The sequence below is a fragment of the Raineyella sp. genome, from assembly GCF_034933565.1.
Taxonomy (GTDB): Bacteria; Actinomycetota; Actinomycetes; order Propionibacteriales; family Propionibacteriaceae; genus Raineyella.
In genome coordinates, this window is record NZ_JAYFNG010000009.1 from 1 (window position 1) to 13,279 (window position 13,279).

Annotated in this window: 11 protein-coding genes; 6 read left to right on the forward strand and 5 right to left on the reverse strand. The window is 72.6% G+C overall.

The genetic code is table 11. The features are described from left to right. Positions 1 to 164 precede the first annotated feature (164 nt). Positions 165 to 941 (reverse strand): type I methionyl aminopeptidase, encoded by a 777-nt coding sequence (gene map, locus VB059_RS02760; RefSeq protein WP_323420501.1) that lies wholly within the window; start codon positions 939 to 941, stop codon positions 165 to 167. Between the two features lie 68 nt (positions 942 to 1,009). Here map and VB059_RS02765 point away from each other — a divergent pair, with 68 nt between their 5' ends. Then, positions 1,010 to 1,315 carry a helix-turn-helix transcriptional regulator gene (locus VB059_RS02765; protein ID WP_323420502.1) on the forward strand — a complete coding sequence of 102 codons (306 nt, stop codon included), beginning with the start codon at positions 1,010 to 1,012 and terminating at the stop codon, positions 1,313 to 1,315. Positions 1,316 to 1,332: 17 nt separating this feature from the next. Here the strand turns inward: VB059_RS02765 and VB059_RS02770 are convergent, their stop codons facing one another. Next, entirely contained in the window at positions 1,333 to 2,556 is a 1,224-nt protein-coding gene (locus tag VB059_RS02770; RefSeq protein WP_323420503.1) for an ROK family protein, read from the reverse strand. Positions 2,557 to 2,712: 156 nt separating this feature from the next. Between VB059_RS02770 and VB059_RS02775 the strand changes: the two genes are divergently transcribed. Together VB059_RS02775 and VB059_RS02780 are read left to right on the forward strand one after the other, a co-directional pair. Next, on the forward strand, positions 2,713 to 4,446 hold the full coding sequence (locus VB059_RS02775) for a glycoside hydrolase family 13 protein (protein WP_323420504.1): 1,734 nt from the start codon (positions 2,713 to 2,715) through the stop codon (positions 4,444 to 4,446). A gap of 83 nt (positions 4,447 to 4,529) precedes the next feature. Then, the gene (locus VB059_RS02780; protein ID WP_323420505.1) at positions 4,530 to 6,482 is read left to right on the forward strand and encodes an acyl-CoA dehydrogenase family protein; all 1,953 of its coding nucleotides are present in this window, start codon (positions 4,530 to 4,532) and stop codon (positions 6,480 to 6,482) included. A 134-nt stretch (positions 6,483 to 6,616) separates the two neighbouring features. Here VB059_RS02780 and VB059_RS02785 read toward each other — a convergent pair whose 3' ends face one another. After that, positions 6,617 to 7,528, reverse strand: a complete 912-nt coding sequence (locus VB059_RS02785) for a PfkB family carbohydrate kinase (RefSeq protein ID WP_323420506.1) — start codon at positions 7,526 to 7,528, stop codon at positions 6,617 to 6,619. Between the two features lie 280 nt (positions 7,529 to 7,808). On the opposite strand from VB059_RS02785, the gene VB059_RS02790 reads away from it, so the two are divergent. The 3 genes from VB059_RS02790 to VB059_RS02800 are packed head-to-tail and all read left to right on the forward strand — an operon-like array spanning position 7,809 to position 10,279. Beyond that, positions 7,809 to 8,969 (forward strand): MurT ligase domain-containing protein, encoded by a 1,161-nt coding sequence (locus tag VB059_RS02790; protein ID WP_323420609.1) that lies wholly within the window; start codon positions 7,809 to 7,811, stop codon positions 8,967 to 8,969. Beyond that, a complete protein-coding gene (locus VB059_RS02795; RefSeq protein ID WP_323420507.1) occupies positions 8,966 to 9,715 on the forward strand; it encodes a glutamine amidotransferase in 750 nt (249 codons plus the stop codon). The genes VB059_RS02790 and VB059_RS02795 overlap by 4 nt, the downstream gene beginning before the upstream one ends. A gap of 36 nt (positions 9,716 to 9,751) precedes the next feature. Then, complete coding sequence (locus VB059_RS02800) at positions 9,752 to 10,279, forward strand: hypothetical protein (protein ID WP_323420508.1); 528 nt, start codon at positions 9,752 to 9,754, stop codon at positions 10,277 to 10,279. A 173-nt stretch (positions 10,280 to 10,452) separates the two neighbouring features. Here VB059_RS02800 and VB059_RS02805 read toward each other — a convergent pair whose 3' ends face one another. Beyond that, positions 10,453 to 11,145 carry an exonuclease domain-containing protein gene (locus VB059_RS02805; RefSeq protein WP_323420509.1) on the reverse strand — a complete coding sequence of 231 codons (693 nt, stop codon included), beginning with the start codon at positions 11,143 to 11,145 and terminating at the stop codon, positions 10,453 to 10,455. Between the two features lie 105 nt (positions 11,146 to 11,250). Continuing rightward, entirely contained in the window at positions 11,251 to 13,143 is a 1,893-nt protein-coding gene (locus tag VB059_RS02810; RefSeq protein WP_323420510.1) for a DUF294 nucleotidyltransferase-like domain-containing protein, read from the reverse strand. Positions 13,144 to 13,279: the final 136 nt, after the last annotated feature.

Consider the following 13,279-nt stretch of genomic DNA (forward strand, 5'->3'; position numbering starts at 1 on the left):
CCGCTGTGACCCCTGATGTGCGTGGTGGGAACCTCGACGGTGAAACCGGTCGGGGTACCCCCCTCGCTCTCGTTGTCGGACCTTCGGCCTGGCCAGCGCATTGGCCTACAGCTCTTCGTCAGCGGCACTGCCGTCCGGTCAGGACCGGACGGCAGACGACGGGCTCAGTTCCGGCTGGGCAGGGTGAGGATCTCTGCGCCGTGGTCGGTGATCGCAATGGTGTGCTCACTGTGCGCGGTGCGGCTCCCGGTCGCACTGCGCAGCGTCCATCCGTCCGGATCGGTGACGAGGCGGTCAGTGTCGGCCATCACCCACGGTTCGAGCGCCAGCAGCAGACCGGGCCGCAGCCGGTACCCGCGGCCAGGCCTGCCCGCGTTGGCAACATGCGGGTCCTGGTGCATGGTCGACCCGATGCCGTGGCCACCGAACTCGGTGTTGATGGGATACCCCGCGCCGGTGAGCACCTCCTCGATCGCGTGGGACAGATCACCGACGCGGACCCCGGGCGCCGCGGTGGCGCAGGCGACGGCCAGCGCCTGCTCGGTCGCGGCGATCATCGCCGGATCCGCAGAGCTCCGGGGGTGCCCGACGATGAAGCTGATCGCGGCGTCTGCGGCGATGCCGTCCTTGACAATCGCCAGGTCGAGGGTGAGGAGGTCGCCGTCGGCGAGACTGTAGTCGTACGGCTTCCCGTGCAGGACCGCATCGTTGACGGCGGTGCAGATGTAGTGCCCGAACGGGCCCCGGCCGAACGAGGGCGCGTAGTCGACATAGCAGGACGTCGCACCCGCCTCATGGATCATCGCCTCCGTCCACCGGTCGATCTCGAGAAGGTTCGTGCCGACCCGACACCGCGCCTTCAGCGTGTGCAGGATGTCGCCGACGATCCGGCCGGTCACCCGCGCACCGGACAGTCCGGACGCGTTCAGGATCTCGATCATGGGACAACTCCTTTTGCGAACACCAATAACTATCCCGGGATTACTGTACCGGGATTAGAATCGGGTGCATGGTCAGGTTGCCGCTCACCCCTGAAGAGGTCCAGCGTGGACGACGCCTGGGAGCGCTGCTGCGTCGCGCCCGGGGAGACCGTTCCATGCTCGATGTCGCCCTGGCCGCCGGCGTCTCCCCCGAGACCCTTCGCAAGATCGAGTCGGGCCGGGTCGCCACTCCGGCATTCCCCACCATCGCAGCGATCGCCACAGTGCTCGGGCTCTCCCTCGACGACATCTGGTCCGAGATCGACCGGCCCCGCGCCACTCGACAGCCGACCGCCGGCGAGCCCCTGGTCACCGCCGGACAAGCCGTCGGATAGGCCGACAGGTACGGGCGTCAGGAGCCGGCACCGCGGAGGCGTTGCTCAGCGAGTCGGGGCACCGAGATGCGCCGCGCACCGTCCAAGGCGTGGACGACGGCCCCGCGGACGACGATGTCCTCGCCCAGCCGCGAGGCGATGAGTTCGGGCGCGGGGAGGTGCAGGATCGAGGGGCCGAGCCTGCGCCGGGCCGCCGCCAGCACCGGCTCGATGCTCTCGGCGATGCCGCCGCACACGATGATGCGCTCCGGGTCGAACATGTTACCGAGCACGCCGATGACGCGCGCCAGACCGGCACCCGTCCGCTCCACCACGGCAAGGGCGCCCGGATCCCCCTCCTCGGCAAGGGCGAGCACCCGCGCGGCAGTGAGATCCTCGGCGGGCAGCGCCGCCAGCGGTCCACGTACGCTACCCGTGGCGACCAGGTCGCGGGCATGTGTCTCCAGTGCCGTGGCGAGGCCGCGTGAGGCGTACGCCTCGCTCGCGTCATCGAACAGGAATGTCTCACCGACCCCGCCGTGCTTGCCGTACAGGAAGTGGCCGTCGACGACGACCCCCGCCCCCAGGCGAGCGCCGGCCAGCAGGGCGATGTAGTCCCGCAGGCCGACCGCGTCACCGATCATACCCTCCGCCGACGCCGCGAGCAGGGCATCGTTCCTGACCTCGACCAGCGGCGCCCGGTCGGCGAGCAGCTCGATCAGCCCGGGGTTGGTGCGTTCCCAGAAGCCGAGCGGGTGCGGCGGCGACTGACCGGCACGATCGACCGGAGCGGCGACCCCCACACACAGCGCGAGCAGCGCTGCCCGGGTGGCTCCGCTGCTGTCGTACGTGTCCGCGAGCTGATCACGGATGGTGCGGCGTCGGCCGGCCGGGGACTGGGCCGGCCGGAGACCGGTACGCGTGTGCGCGAGGGTGGTGCCCGCCAGGTCGGCGACGGTGATGCTGAGGTGCTCGTCGCCGGCGTCCATCCCCACCACGGTGCCGAACGCCGGCGCGAGGGCGAACCGTCGGGCGGGGCGCCCGGCACGGTACTCACCGGCGGCCCGGGCGTCCGGGAGCTCCTCCAGCACGCCGATCTCCACCAGTGTGTCGATCGCACCGATCGTGGTGGAGCGGGTCAGCGCGGTGGCCTGCATGGCATCGCTGGCCGTGAACGGGCCGCGCGCCCACGCGAAGTCCAGCACCTGACCGAGGCTGCGCCGCCCGGTGCCGAGATCGACGGTGGGACGCGATGGTGACATGTCGGAGCCTTGACTTCCTTGCAGCAGTCCTGCCACAGTAGCGGCGAACAGATTAATTTACCCAGTAGATTTATTTGATGGCAAAAGGGTACCCGGTGTCGCCACGACAAGGACAACGGTCACCCCGTCCACATCCCTCTCCCGGAGGACCCAGCCATGTCGGCCCCGAACACCGGATCCACCGCCACCATCCCGGCAGGCACCGCGACTGTCCCGTACCCGGACACCCCGGACGCCGACTGGTGGCGCCAAGCGGCCGTCTACCAGATCTATCCCCGCAGCTTCGCCGACGCCAACGGCGACGGCATCGGTGACCTCAGAGGCGTCATCTCCAGGATCGACTACCTCAAGGAGCTGGGGATCGACGCCGTCTGGCTGAGCCCCTTCTACCCCTCCGCCCTGGCCGACGGCGGCTACGACGTCGCCGACTACCGCGACATCGACCCGCGGATCGGCACTCTGGAGGAGTTCGACGAGATGGTCGCGGCCCTGCACGGCGCCGGCCTGAAGATCGTGGTGGACATCGTCCCGAATCACACCTCCGACCTCCATGCGTGGTTCCGGGAAGCCCTCGCCTCCCCCAGAGGATCCTCGGCGCGGGGGCGCTACATCTTCCGCGACGGCAAGGGCGAGCACGGCGAGCTCCCGCCCAACGGGTGGGCCTCGATCTTCGGCGGCCCGGCCTGGGAGCGGGTCACCGAACCCGACGGGACACCCGGCCAGTGGTACCTGCACCTTTTCGCCAAGGAACAGCCCGATCTCAACTGGGACCGCCGCGACGTCCGCGACGACTTCCTGGCGACCCTGCGCTTCTGGTCGGACCGCGGCGCGGACGGATTCCGGATCGACGTGGCCCATGGGCTGACCAAGAACATGGATCCCGCCTTCGATGCGCTCCGGACGGTCATCGACGGCCTCGACACCTTCGAGGACGGCCAGCACCCGATCTGGGACCGCGACGAGGTCCACGAGGTCTACGCCGAATGGCGCACCGTCTTCAACGAGTACGCCCCGCCCCGTACGGCCGTCGCCGAAGCCTGGGTCGAGGCCCACCGCCTGGCCAGGTACGCCAGCCCCGACGGGCTGGGCCAGGCGTTCAACTTCGACCTGCTCGAGGCTGATTTCGACGCAGCGCAGTTCCGCCGGATCATCGCGGACAACCTGGCACTCGCCACCCGGGCGGGCTCCTCCACGACCTGGGTCTTCTCCAACCACGACGTCACCCGCCACGCCACCCGCTACGGCCTGCCCCCTGCCGCGTCGGCCCGCCCCGGCGACATGCTGGTCGGCGGCCCGGACAAGGCATGGCTCCTGCGCGGCGGCGACCCCGCCGAGGTCGACATCGCCCGCGGTCTGCGCCGGGCCCGGGCCGCGACCCTGCTGATGCTGGCCCTCCCCGGCTCGGCCTACCTCTACCAGGGTGAGGAACTCGGTCTCCCCGAAGTCGGCCAGATCCCCGCGGCGGACCGCCAGGACCCCACCTTCTTCCGCACCCACGGCGCCGAGATCGGCCGCGACGGCTGCCGCGTCCCGCTGCCGTGGGAGCCGACGGGCACCTCACTGGGCTTCGGCCCGTACGGATCCCACCTGCCCCAGCCGACCTGGTTCGCCGACTATGCCGCCGGCCCCCAGGCCGCCGACCCGACCTCGACCCTCAGCTTCTACCGACGCGCCCTCGCACTGCGCCACGAGCTCCAGGGTGCCGAACACCTCCACTGGCAGGACGCCGCTGCTGACGTGCTCCACTTCACCCGCCCCGGCGGCTGGCACGTCGTGACCAACTTCGGCACCACCCCGGTGGATCTCCCCGAGGGCGAGGTCCTGCTGGCCAGCGCCCCGCTGGCGGGCGGATGCCTCCCCGGTGAGACCACCGCCTGGATCCGCGTCTGACCCCGGACCGCCGCATCCGGCCACCTGACGGCGGCCCGACGGGTACCGTGGAAGGATCCAGTTGCCCCACCGCGGAGGCCGTCATGACCACCCAGCAGCAGGTCCGCCCGGCCGGCACCGGCACGGGTCCGAGTGAGCACGAGGCACGGAAGGTCGCCGAGGCCGCCCGGGAACAGGAATGGACCCGCCCCAGCTTCGGACGCGAGCTCTTCCTCGGCCGGCTGCGGCTGGATCTGATCGAGCCGTGGCCGACGCCCCCGGCGGCGGACCGGATCACCGGTGAGGCATTCCTCGCCCGACTCGCCGACCACCTGACCGCGGTCGACGGGGCGGCGATCGAGCGCGACGACCGGATCCCCGACGAGGTGTTCACCGATCTGGCCGGGATCGGCGCGTTCGGGATGAACATCCCCACCGCGTACGGCGGGCTGGGGCTGACCCACCTCTACTACGTCCGGGCACTCGCCCTGGTCGGCTCGGTGAGCCCGTCGCTGGCGGCCCTGCTCAGCGCCCACCAGTCGATCGGCGTCCCGCAGCCGGTGGCGATGTTCGGGTCGGAGGAGCAGAAGCGTACGTACCTCCCCCGCGTCGCCGCCGGCGAGGTGTCGGCCTTCATGCTGACCGAGCCCGATGTCGGCTCCGACCCGGCCCGCCTGGCCACCTCCGCCACCCCGACCGAGGACGGCAGCGGCTATCTGCTCAACGGGGTCAAACTGTGGGCCACCAACGGCCCGGTGGCCTCACTGCTCGTGGTGATGGCCCGGGTCCCCGCCACGCCGGGGCACCACGGCGGCATCACCGCGTTCGTCGTGGAGGCCGACTCCCCCGGCATCACCGTCGAGAACCGCAACAGTTTCGTCGGCCTGCGCGGTCTGGAGAACTCGGTCACCCGCTTCCACGACGTGTTCGTCCCGGCCGCCAACGTGATCGGCGCCGAGGGCCGCGGGCTGAAGATCGCCCTGACCACGCTCAACACCGGCCGGCTCTCGCTGCCGGCACTGTGCGTCGGCAACACCAAGTGGGCGGTGTCCACCGCCCGCGGGTGGGGTGCGAACCGGGTCCAGTGGGGCCGTCCGATCGGCGCGCACGAGGCCATCGCCACCCGGATCGGGTTCATGGCCGGCACCGCGTACGGCCTGGAATCGATGCTCGACCTGTGCGCGATGCTCGCCGACGAGGAGTCGAACGACATCCGGATCGAGGCCGCGCTGCTCAAGCTCTACGGATCGGAGATGGCCTGGAAGGTCACCGACGACGTCGTCCAGATGCGCGGCGGCCGCGGCTACGAGACCGCCGAGTCGCAGGCGGCCCGGGGCGAGCGGGTGGTCCGGGCCGAGCAGATGCTGCGCGACATCCGGATCAACCGGATCTTCGAGGGGTCGACCGAGATCATGCACCTGCTGATCGCCCGGGAGGCGGTGGACGCCCACCTCGCCGTCGCCGGCGCGATCATCGACCCCGAAGCGAGCCGGGAGGAGAAGCTGCGGGCCGTGGGCCGGGCGACCGGCTTCTACGCCGGCTGGCTGCCGACCCTGGTCGCCGGACGGGGGATGCTCGCCACGTCCTTCGCGCGCTACGGCGAGCTCGCCGGCCACATGCGCTACGTCGAGCGGGCCACCCGGCGGCTGGCCCGCTCGGTGTTCTACGGGATGGCCCGCTGGCAGGGTCGCCTGGAGCACCGGCAGGCGCTGCTGGGCCGGATCGTCGACATCGGCGCCGAGTTGTTCGCGATGAGCGCCTCGTGCGTGCGCGCGACCGCCGAGCGCGACGTACGTCCCGAAGGAGTGGAACTGGCCGACGTGTTCTGCCGGCAGGCCCGGGTGCGCGTCGACGCCCTGTTCACCGCCCTGTGGTCCAACTCGGACGCCAGCGACCGCGCCGCCGCGAAGAAGGTGCTGGCCGGGGACTACCGGTTCCTCGAGGAGGGCGTCCTGCCCGATGAGGACGACCGGCCCTGGGTCGCCGGCTGGGAGCCCGGGCCGTCGACGAAACCCGACCGGAGGCGGCGGATCCCTCGCCCGGGTGCCGCGCGATGAGCCCGGTCGCCGGGTGAGACCCGCCGCGTACGTTCGGCCGCCGGACGAGTCCGGTCGCCGGGCGTGATCGCCATGTACGTTCCGCCGCCGGATGAGTCGGGCTGGCGGGGCCGGGCTGGCCCGGTGAGTCGGGCTCAGTCGAACTGGAACGTCGGATAGGACCGGACCGCCCCGCGGCGCGCGACCGTACGGGTCACCTGCCGGACGGCGGCAGCGGTCGCCTCCTGCACCCCCATCCCGACCGCGAGCCCGGCGGCCAGGACACCGACGAACGCGTCCCCGGCACCGGCCCGGTCCACCACGTCGGCGCGCTCGGCCAGCATCACCTCGACCGGCCGGCGCGAGGGGGCCACCACGGCGCCCTCGGCCCCCATGCTCACCACCACCGACCGGCCGCGCGATGCCAGCTGCACCGCCATCGCCTCGATGTCACCGACGTCGCGCGAGACCGGCCGCCCGCACAGCGCCGCAGCCTCGGCCTCGTTCACCACCAGCACCCCCACCGCGGCGTAGAGGTCGGGATCGATGCCGATCGCCGGGGCCGCGTTGTACACCAGCCGGCCCGGCCAGTCGGCCGCCTGCCGGATCGTCTCCTCCACGACCGCACGCCCGACCTGGCTCTGCAGCAGCACCACCGCCGAGGTCGCCAACCGGTCGGCGACGTCGTGGACCGCGGACACGTCGGTGAGGTCGTTGGCGCCCGGGACGATGACCGTACGATGCCCGCCGGGTGAGTCCAGCCGATAGCTGTGGCCGGTACGCGCGCCCGGGTGCACCGAGATCAGCTCGGTGGCCACGCCGAACCCGGCGAGCTCCTCGAGCAGCTGGTGGCCCTCCGTGTCGTCGCCGAGGGAGGCGACCAGCCGCACCTCGACCCCGCTGCGGGCCACCGCGACGGCCTGATTGGCCCCGCGACCGCCGAGACCGGGCAGCACCGGCGGCGCGACGACGGCTTCCTCCGGCGCCGGAAGATGGTCGACGGCGAGCACGGTCTCCACCGACACGGCTCCCACGACATCGACGCGGGTTGCGCTCTCGATGGTCACGGCGGGGCCCCCTTCGGTCACGGTGAAGCGGAGTCTATTCCTGCCCCGGGGCGCGACGACCCCCGGTTCCGGCAACAAGAAAGGCCGCTGGCCCGCCCCACCCCGGGCGTGGTGGACAATGGGCCCCATGGCATCGACTCTCGAGCGTCCGGGGGCTCCGTCCAGGCTGAGTCCCGCGTCCCGGCTACGACTGGCGACGGCGGTGGGCGCAGGCCAGCTGGCGGCCATGCTGTCCCGGCTGGCCGGGAGGGGCTCCGGCGCGTCGATCCGCGGCCAGGTGATGACCAGGATCGACCCGGATGCCTTCGCCAAGCTGCTCAGCGGCCGGCGGATCGCGGCGGTGTCCGGCACCAACGGCAAGACCACCACCACCCACCTCCTCACCGCGGCGATCCGGGCCGGTCTCGGCCCGCGGAACGCCGAGCGGGTCGTCACCAACGCCGACGGGGCCAACCTCCACTACGGCATCGCCTCGGCCCTCTCCCGGGCGCCCCGGGCCGACATCGCGGTCCTGGAGACCGACGAGCGCGTCGTCGCCGACCTGGTCCGGCTCGGCCGCCCGGAGGTCCTGGTGCTGCTGAACTTCTCCCGCGACCAGCTCGACCGCAACCACGAGATCAAGAAGCTCGCCCGCTCCTGGCGCGATGCCCTCGTCGAGGCCGGCGAGGGCGGGCCGGTGGTCGTCGCGAACGCCGAGGAGCCGCTGGTGGTGTGGGCGGCCCGGGGTGCGAAGCACGTGGTCTGGGTCGACACCGCCTCGACCTGGCAGGAGGACGCCACCATGTGTCCCGAGTGCGGGGCCATCCTGCTGCGCCGCAACCCGCACCCGGAGACCGGCGATCCAGGGGACTGGGACTGCCCGGCCTGCTCGATGTCGGAGCCGACCGCCGTCATCCGGGTGGAGAACGGCCGGATCATCGACCGGCACGGCGTCGCCCACGACCCGCAGCTGCAGGTCCCCGGCGGGTTCAACGTCGGCAACGCCGCCTGCGCGCTCGCGGCCGCCGAGCAGCTCGGGGTCGGCGTCGAGGATGCGCTGGCCGGCATGCGCACCGTGACCTCCCCGGCGGGCCGATTCGCCACCACCCACTTCGGCACCACCTCGGCCCGGCTGCTGCTGGCGAAGAACCCGGCCGGCTGGCACGAAGCCCTGCCACTGCTCCGCTCCGACACCGTGGTGCTGGCCATCGACGCGGTCGCCGCCGACGGCCGTGACCTGTCCTGGATGTGGGACGTCGACTACGAGCAGCTCGCCGGCAAGCAGGTCATCGCCACCGGGCCACGGGCCCAGGACCTCGCCGTCCGCCTCGCGTACGCGGAAGTGGCCTGCACCGTGGTGCCCGACCTCGCGACCGCGCTCACCGACCTCGACCGGCACGTCGACGTACTCTCGACCTACACCCCGTTCCAGAAGCTGCGCAAGCTCGGAGGCCTGGCATGACCCGCCCCGTCCACCTCGTCCTCGTCTACCAGTCACTGCTGGGCATCTACGGGGACCGCGGCAACGCCACCGTGCTGATGAAGCGCCTGCAGTGGCGCGGTTTCGAGCCTCGGCTGACCGTCGCCGAGCCGGGCCGTCCGCTGCCCGACGACGCCGATGTCTACCTGCTCGGCGGCGGTGAGGACGGCGCCCAGACCACGGCCGTCCGGCTGCTGTCGGCGGAGGGCACCCTGCACCGGGCCGCCGACCGGGGTGCGGTCGTCTTCGCGGTCTGCGCCGGCTACCAGATCCTCGGCACCACCTTCACCGTCGGCGAGCGCGACGAGGTGATGCCCGGGCTGGGCCTGCTCGACATCACCACCCGGCGCGCCGAGCAACGCGCGGTCGGGGAGATCCTCACCCGGCTGCGCCCGCTGCCCGGGGACGTCACCGGGCTGACCGGCGACGACGCGCTGATCACCGGCTTCGAGAACCACGGCGGGATGACCACCCTCGGTGCCGACGCCACTCCGCTGGCCGACGTCGAGATCGGCATCGGCAACGGCGACGGCTCGGGCACCGAAGGGGCCGTCCAGGGCTCCGTCGTCGGCACCTACCCGCACGGCCCGGTGCTCGCCCGCAATCCCGGCCTCGCCGACTTCCTGCTCGAGACCGCCCTGCGCACCCGCCTCGACCCGCTCCCGGTCGCCCCGATCCCCGCCCTGCGCCGCGAGCGGGTGGCCGCGATCCGGGCCACCCGGTCCTGATCCGCCTCCGAACCGTCCCACCCCACGGAGACCGCAGTGGACGAGCCCGACGAGACCCTGCCTCCCGCCCGCGAAGCCGAGCTGATCGCCCTGGTCGCGCTCGTGCTGACCCGGGGCCGGCACCGTGAGGCGGCGGCGGTGGTGAGCAACGGCGAGGAACGCTTCGAGGTGGCGGTGGCCCCCGGCGACCGCTGGGTGGTGCACTCCTCGACCATCGAGTGGGTCGGCAACGGGGCGTCGATCCAGGCGTACGACACCCAGGAGAGCCTCGGCGCGCGGCGTCGCGCCGAGGAGTACCCGCCCGGCTGGTACCACCCGGCGCTCGGCCTGCTGTGGCCCCATCTGCTGCCGCTGTGGGGCCGGGCCGGCGATGCGTACCGGCCGGTGCGCATCATCGACGGCCTGCACGGGCCGTCCGGCATCGTCTGCGAACACGTCGATGCACCGATGGTCGGCGGGGAGTCCCTCGGGCCCTGGGCGCACGTGCTGCTGACCCCCGACCGCCAGCTCACCCTGCTGGAATGGGAGGGCCGTACGTGGACCCTGCTGGACATCCACACCTGACGGGACCCGACCCGACACCTGGACCCGCTGGTCAAGAGCCTGGAGCGTACGGGGCCGGGCCGACCGGATCAGACCGACGGGATCCGACCGTGGGAGATCGGACCGTGGAGATCAGGAGCGTACGGGATCAGACCGTATGGGATCAGGACCGTATGGGATCAGACCGTATGGGCTCAGGAGCGTACGGCGCGCAGGTCCGCGGCCTCCAGCCCGAGCTCAGCGGTCTGCGCCAGGTAGAGCTCGGCGGCGGCCAGCGCGTCGTGCAGCGCGTCGTGGGCGCCCAGGACCGGCAAGCCGAACCGTGCCCGAGCGTTCCACAGCCGCAGGTCGTCGCCGCGCGGTTCCTCGTCGAAGCCGGGGGCGATCACCCGCTGCTGCAGCCGCATCGTGTCGACGACGGCGGGCTCCACCCGGACGCCCCACAGCCGGCGACAGGCCGCCTTGAGGAAGCCCGCCTCCAGCCCGACGTGATGGGCCAGCAGCACCCGGCCGGTCAGCCGGTCGAGGAGCTGTTCGACCGCCGCGGCGAGCGGTGTCCCCTGCTCCAGGCGGTCGTCGGTGAGCCCGTGCACCGTGGCGCTCTGGCCCACCCCGTCCTCCCCCAGCTCCGCCCCGGAGACGACGACCTGCCCGGCGCCGCCGAGCCGGACGACCGCGCCGTCCACCGGCACCCAGCCGATGCTGAGGATCCGGTCCTGGCGCGGGTCGAGACCGGTGGTCTCCATGTCCACCGCCAGCAGCGGCAGCTCGGCCAGCGGGGTCCGCGGCGAGGGCTGCGGAGTGGCGAGATAGGTCCGCAGCGGCCCCTCCGGTAACGCCTCGGCCGCCCTGCGCTCCCGTCCCGTGCTCCCGAACGGCCAGCCCATCACGACCCCCGCACCGTCACGGCACCGTGACCCCTCACGATCCCGCTCCCATCACGACCGCCACCTCATCGGTCCCCGGCACCGTCACCGTCACGCCTCGCACTCTCACGACACCGCGTGCAGCCGGTAGGTGAAGGCCAGCTCCTGCTGGGCCTCCTTGATGATCCGGAACGCGTCGCGCAGGCTGTGCTGGTCGATCGTCGACAGGGCACCGGGGTCGATGACGTTGTCCGCGGGCTCGCCGTGCTCGGCCTGGTCGCTGTGGTGGCGGTGGCGCAGGTGGCTGATCAGCTCGTACGCCCCGCGCAGGTCGTCGGCACGGCGCTGGGAGATCGTGCCGGTCGCGGCGGCGGCCGACAGCCGGGCGGCGGTGTTGACCTCGGGCAGCCCGGCGGCCAGCGCGTGCACCCGGGCGATCTGGACGATCGGGGCGATCCCGCCGGCCTTCAGGTCCAGCCCCCGGGAGCCCTGGCCGGCCCGGTCGAGCACGAAACCGCGGAAGAACCCGATCGGTGGCACCCAGGAGACGGCCTCCCGGGCCAGCCGGGCGAGGAACCGCTGATTGCCCGCGGTGGCCCGGTGCACCGCGGCGAGCAGTGGGTCGACCAGCTCGGCGCCGGTGATCGGGCGCATGTCGAAGAACGTGTCCGCGTGCAGGACGGCGTCGGAGTCCGGCTCGTCGATCCACCGCCCGAACACCCGCCACCACTGCGAGCGGGTGAGCCGCCAGGCCGGGTTGGAGGCCATGATGTCCCCCGGGCACAGCGGGTAGCCGCAGGCGGCCAGACCCGAGGTGACCCGCTCGGCCAGGTCGGCGAACCAGGCGTCGACCACCGGGGCGGGGCCGGCCCCCGGGTCGGGCCCGTCGGGCAGCACGAGCGCATTGTCCTGGTCCGACGACAGTCCCAGCTCCAGTCGGCCCTGCGAGCCCAGCGCCACCCAGGCGTACGGCACCGGCGGGGGGCCCAGCTCCGCCTCGGCGAGCCGCAGCAGCGTACGGGTGACGGCGTCGCCGACCGCGGTGACGATCCGGCCGATCTCGGCGGCGGAGGCGTCCTGCCGGACGAGTTCGCGGACGACCCCGGGCAACCGTCCGCGGGCCCGGATCAGGCCGGCCAGGTCCTGGCAGGCGGCGATCGCCCCCACGATGGCCACCGGATTGGCCTGCTGCAACCGCATGATGTCGCCGCTGGTGACCATCCCGACCGGCCGGCCGTGCTCGACGACCGGCAGGTGGTGGAAACCGCGCTGCATCATCATCAGCATCGCCTCGACCGCCGGGGCGTCCGGGTCGATGGTGGTCGGCGCGGCGGTCATGATGGACGACACCGGCCCCTCGGCCGGTCTGCCCTCGCCGACGACCAGCCGGCGCATGTCGCGGTCGGTGACGATCCCGCTCAGCTCAGTAGTCGCTTCCCCGCGGTCCCGGGTGACCAGCAGCGCCGACACCCCGCGGTCGGTCATCAGCCGGGCCGCGGCGCGGATCGGGGTGCCCTCGTCGACGCTCACCGGCTCATGGGTGACGATCCCGCGCAGCGTGGTCCGCAGCACCTCGTGGCCGGCCTCCGGCACCCGGAGGGCCTCCACCGCCGCCTGCAGCCGCTCGGCCGACTGCTCGTCGAAGAACCGGGCGAACAGAGGCTGGGTGCGCAGCAGCTGACGGAAGTCATCGGGCCGCAGCAACAGCGCGAGGCTGTCCTCCAGCGCGGTCATGGTGAATCGCGAGGGTCCGTCGTCACGGGCCGCCGAGACCCCGAACGCGCCCCCCTCACCGCAGCGGTCGGCCAGCGCGCCGTTGGCGTCGGTGATGTCGACCGCCCCGCTGCGCAGGATGTAGACCGCCTCGGTCGGCCGACCGGCGGCCAGGATGACCGTGCCCCGACGGAAGTACCTGCCGGTCAGGCGCGCCGGCAGCTCGTCGAGCAGCTGCTGCGGCAGCACGTCGAAGGGGTGGTGGGCGGCCAGGAAGTCCCGGATCCCGGTGAGCTCGACGTTCATCGTCCTCCCGTCGCCGATGCCGACCCGACGGGGACCCGGCGCGGGCCCACGTCTGCGTCAGTGCAGCATGGCACGGGACGCTGCGGCCTGCCACCGCTTCGCCGAGGTCGACCGTACGGGGGTGTGGTCCCCGATC

What these genes read in the sequence shown, in the direction of transcription:
- VB059_RS02795 (WP_323420507.1), top strand. Translation starts at nt 8,966, where the DNA reads ATGACCCGCCCCGTCCACCTCGTCCTCGTCTACCAGTCACTGCTGGGC.
- VB059_RS02775 (WP_323420504.1), top strand. Translation starts at nt 2,713, where the DNA reads ATGTCGGCCCCGAACACCGGATCCACCGCCACCATCCCGGCAGGCACC.
- VB059_RS02765 (WP_323420502.1), top strand. Translation starts at nt 1,010, where the DNA reads ATGGTCAGGTTGCCGCTCACCCCTGAAGAGGTCCAGCGTGGACGACGC.
- VB059_RS02790 (WP_323420609.1), top strand. Translation starts at nt 7,809, where the DNA reads ATGACCAGGATCGACCCGGATGCCTTCGCCAAGCTGCTCAGCGGCCGG.
- VB059_RS02770 (WP_323420503.1), bottom strand. Translation starts at nt 2,556, where the DNA reads ATGTCACCATCGCGTCCCACCGTCGATCTCGGCACCGGGCGGCGCAGC.
- VB059_RS02805 (WP_323420509.1), bottom strand. Translation starts at nt 11,145, where the DNA reads ATGGGCTGGCCGTTCGGGAGCACGGGACGGGAGCGCAGGGCGGCCGAG.
- VB059_RS02810 (WP_323420510.1), bottom strand. Translation starts at nt 13,143, where the DNA reads ATGAACGTCGAGCTCACCGGGATCCGGGACTTCCTGGCCGCCCACCAC.
- VB059_RS02780 (WP_323420505.1), top strand. Translation starts at nt 4,530, where the DNA reads ATGACCACCCAGCAGCAGGTCCGCCCGGCCGGCACCGGCACGGGTCCG.
- map (WP_323420501.1), bottom strand. Translation starts at nt 941, where the DNA reads ATGATCGAGATCCTGAACGCGTCCGGACTGTCCGGTGCGCGGGTGACC.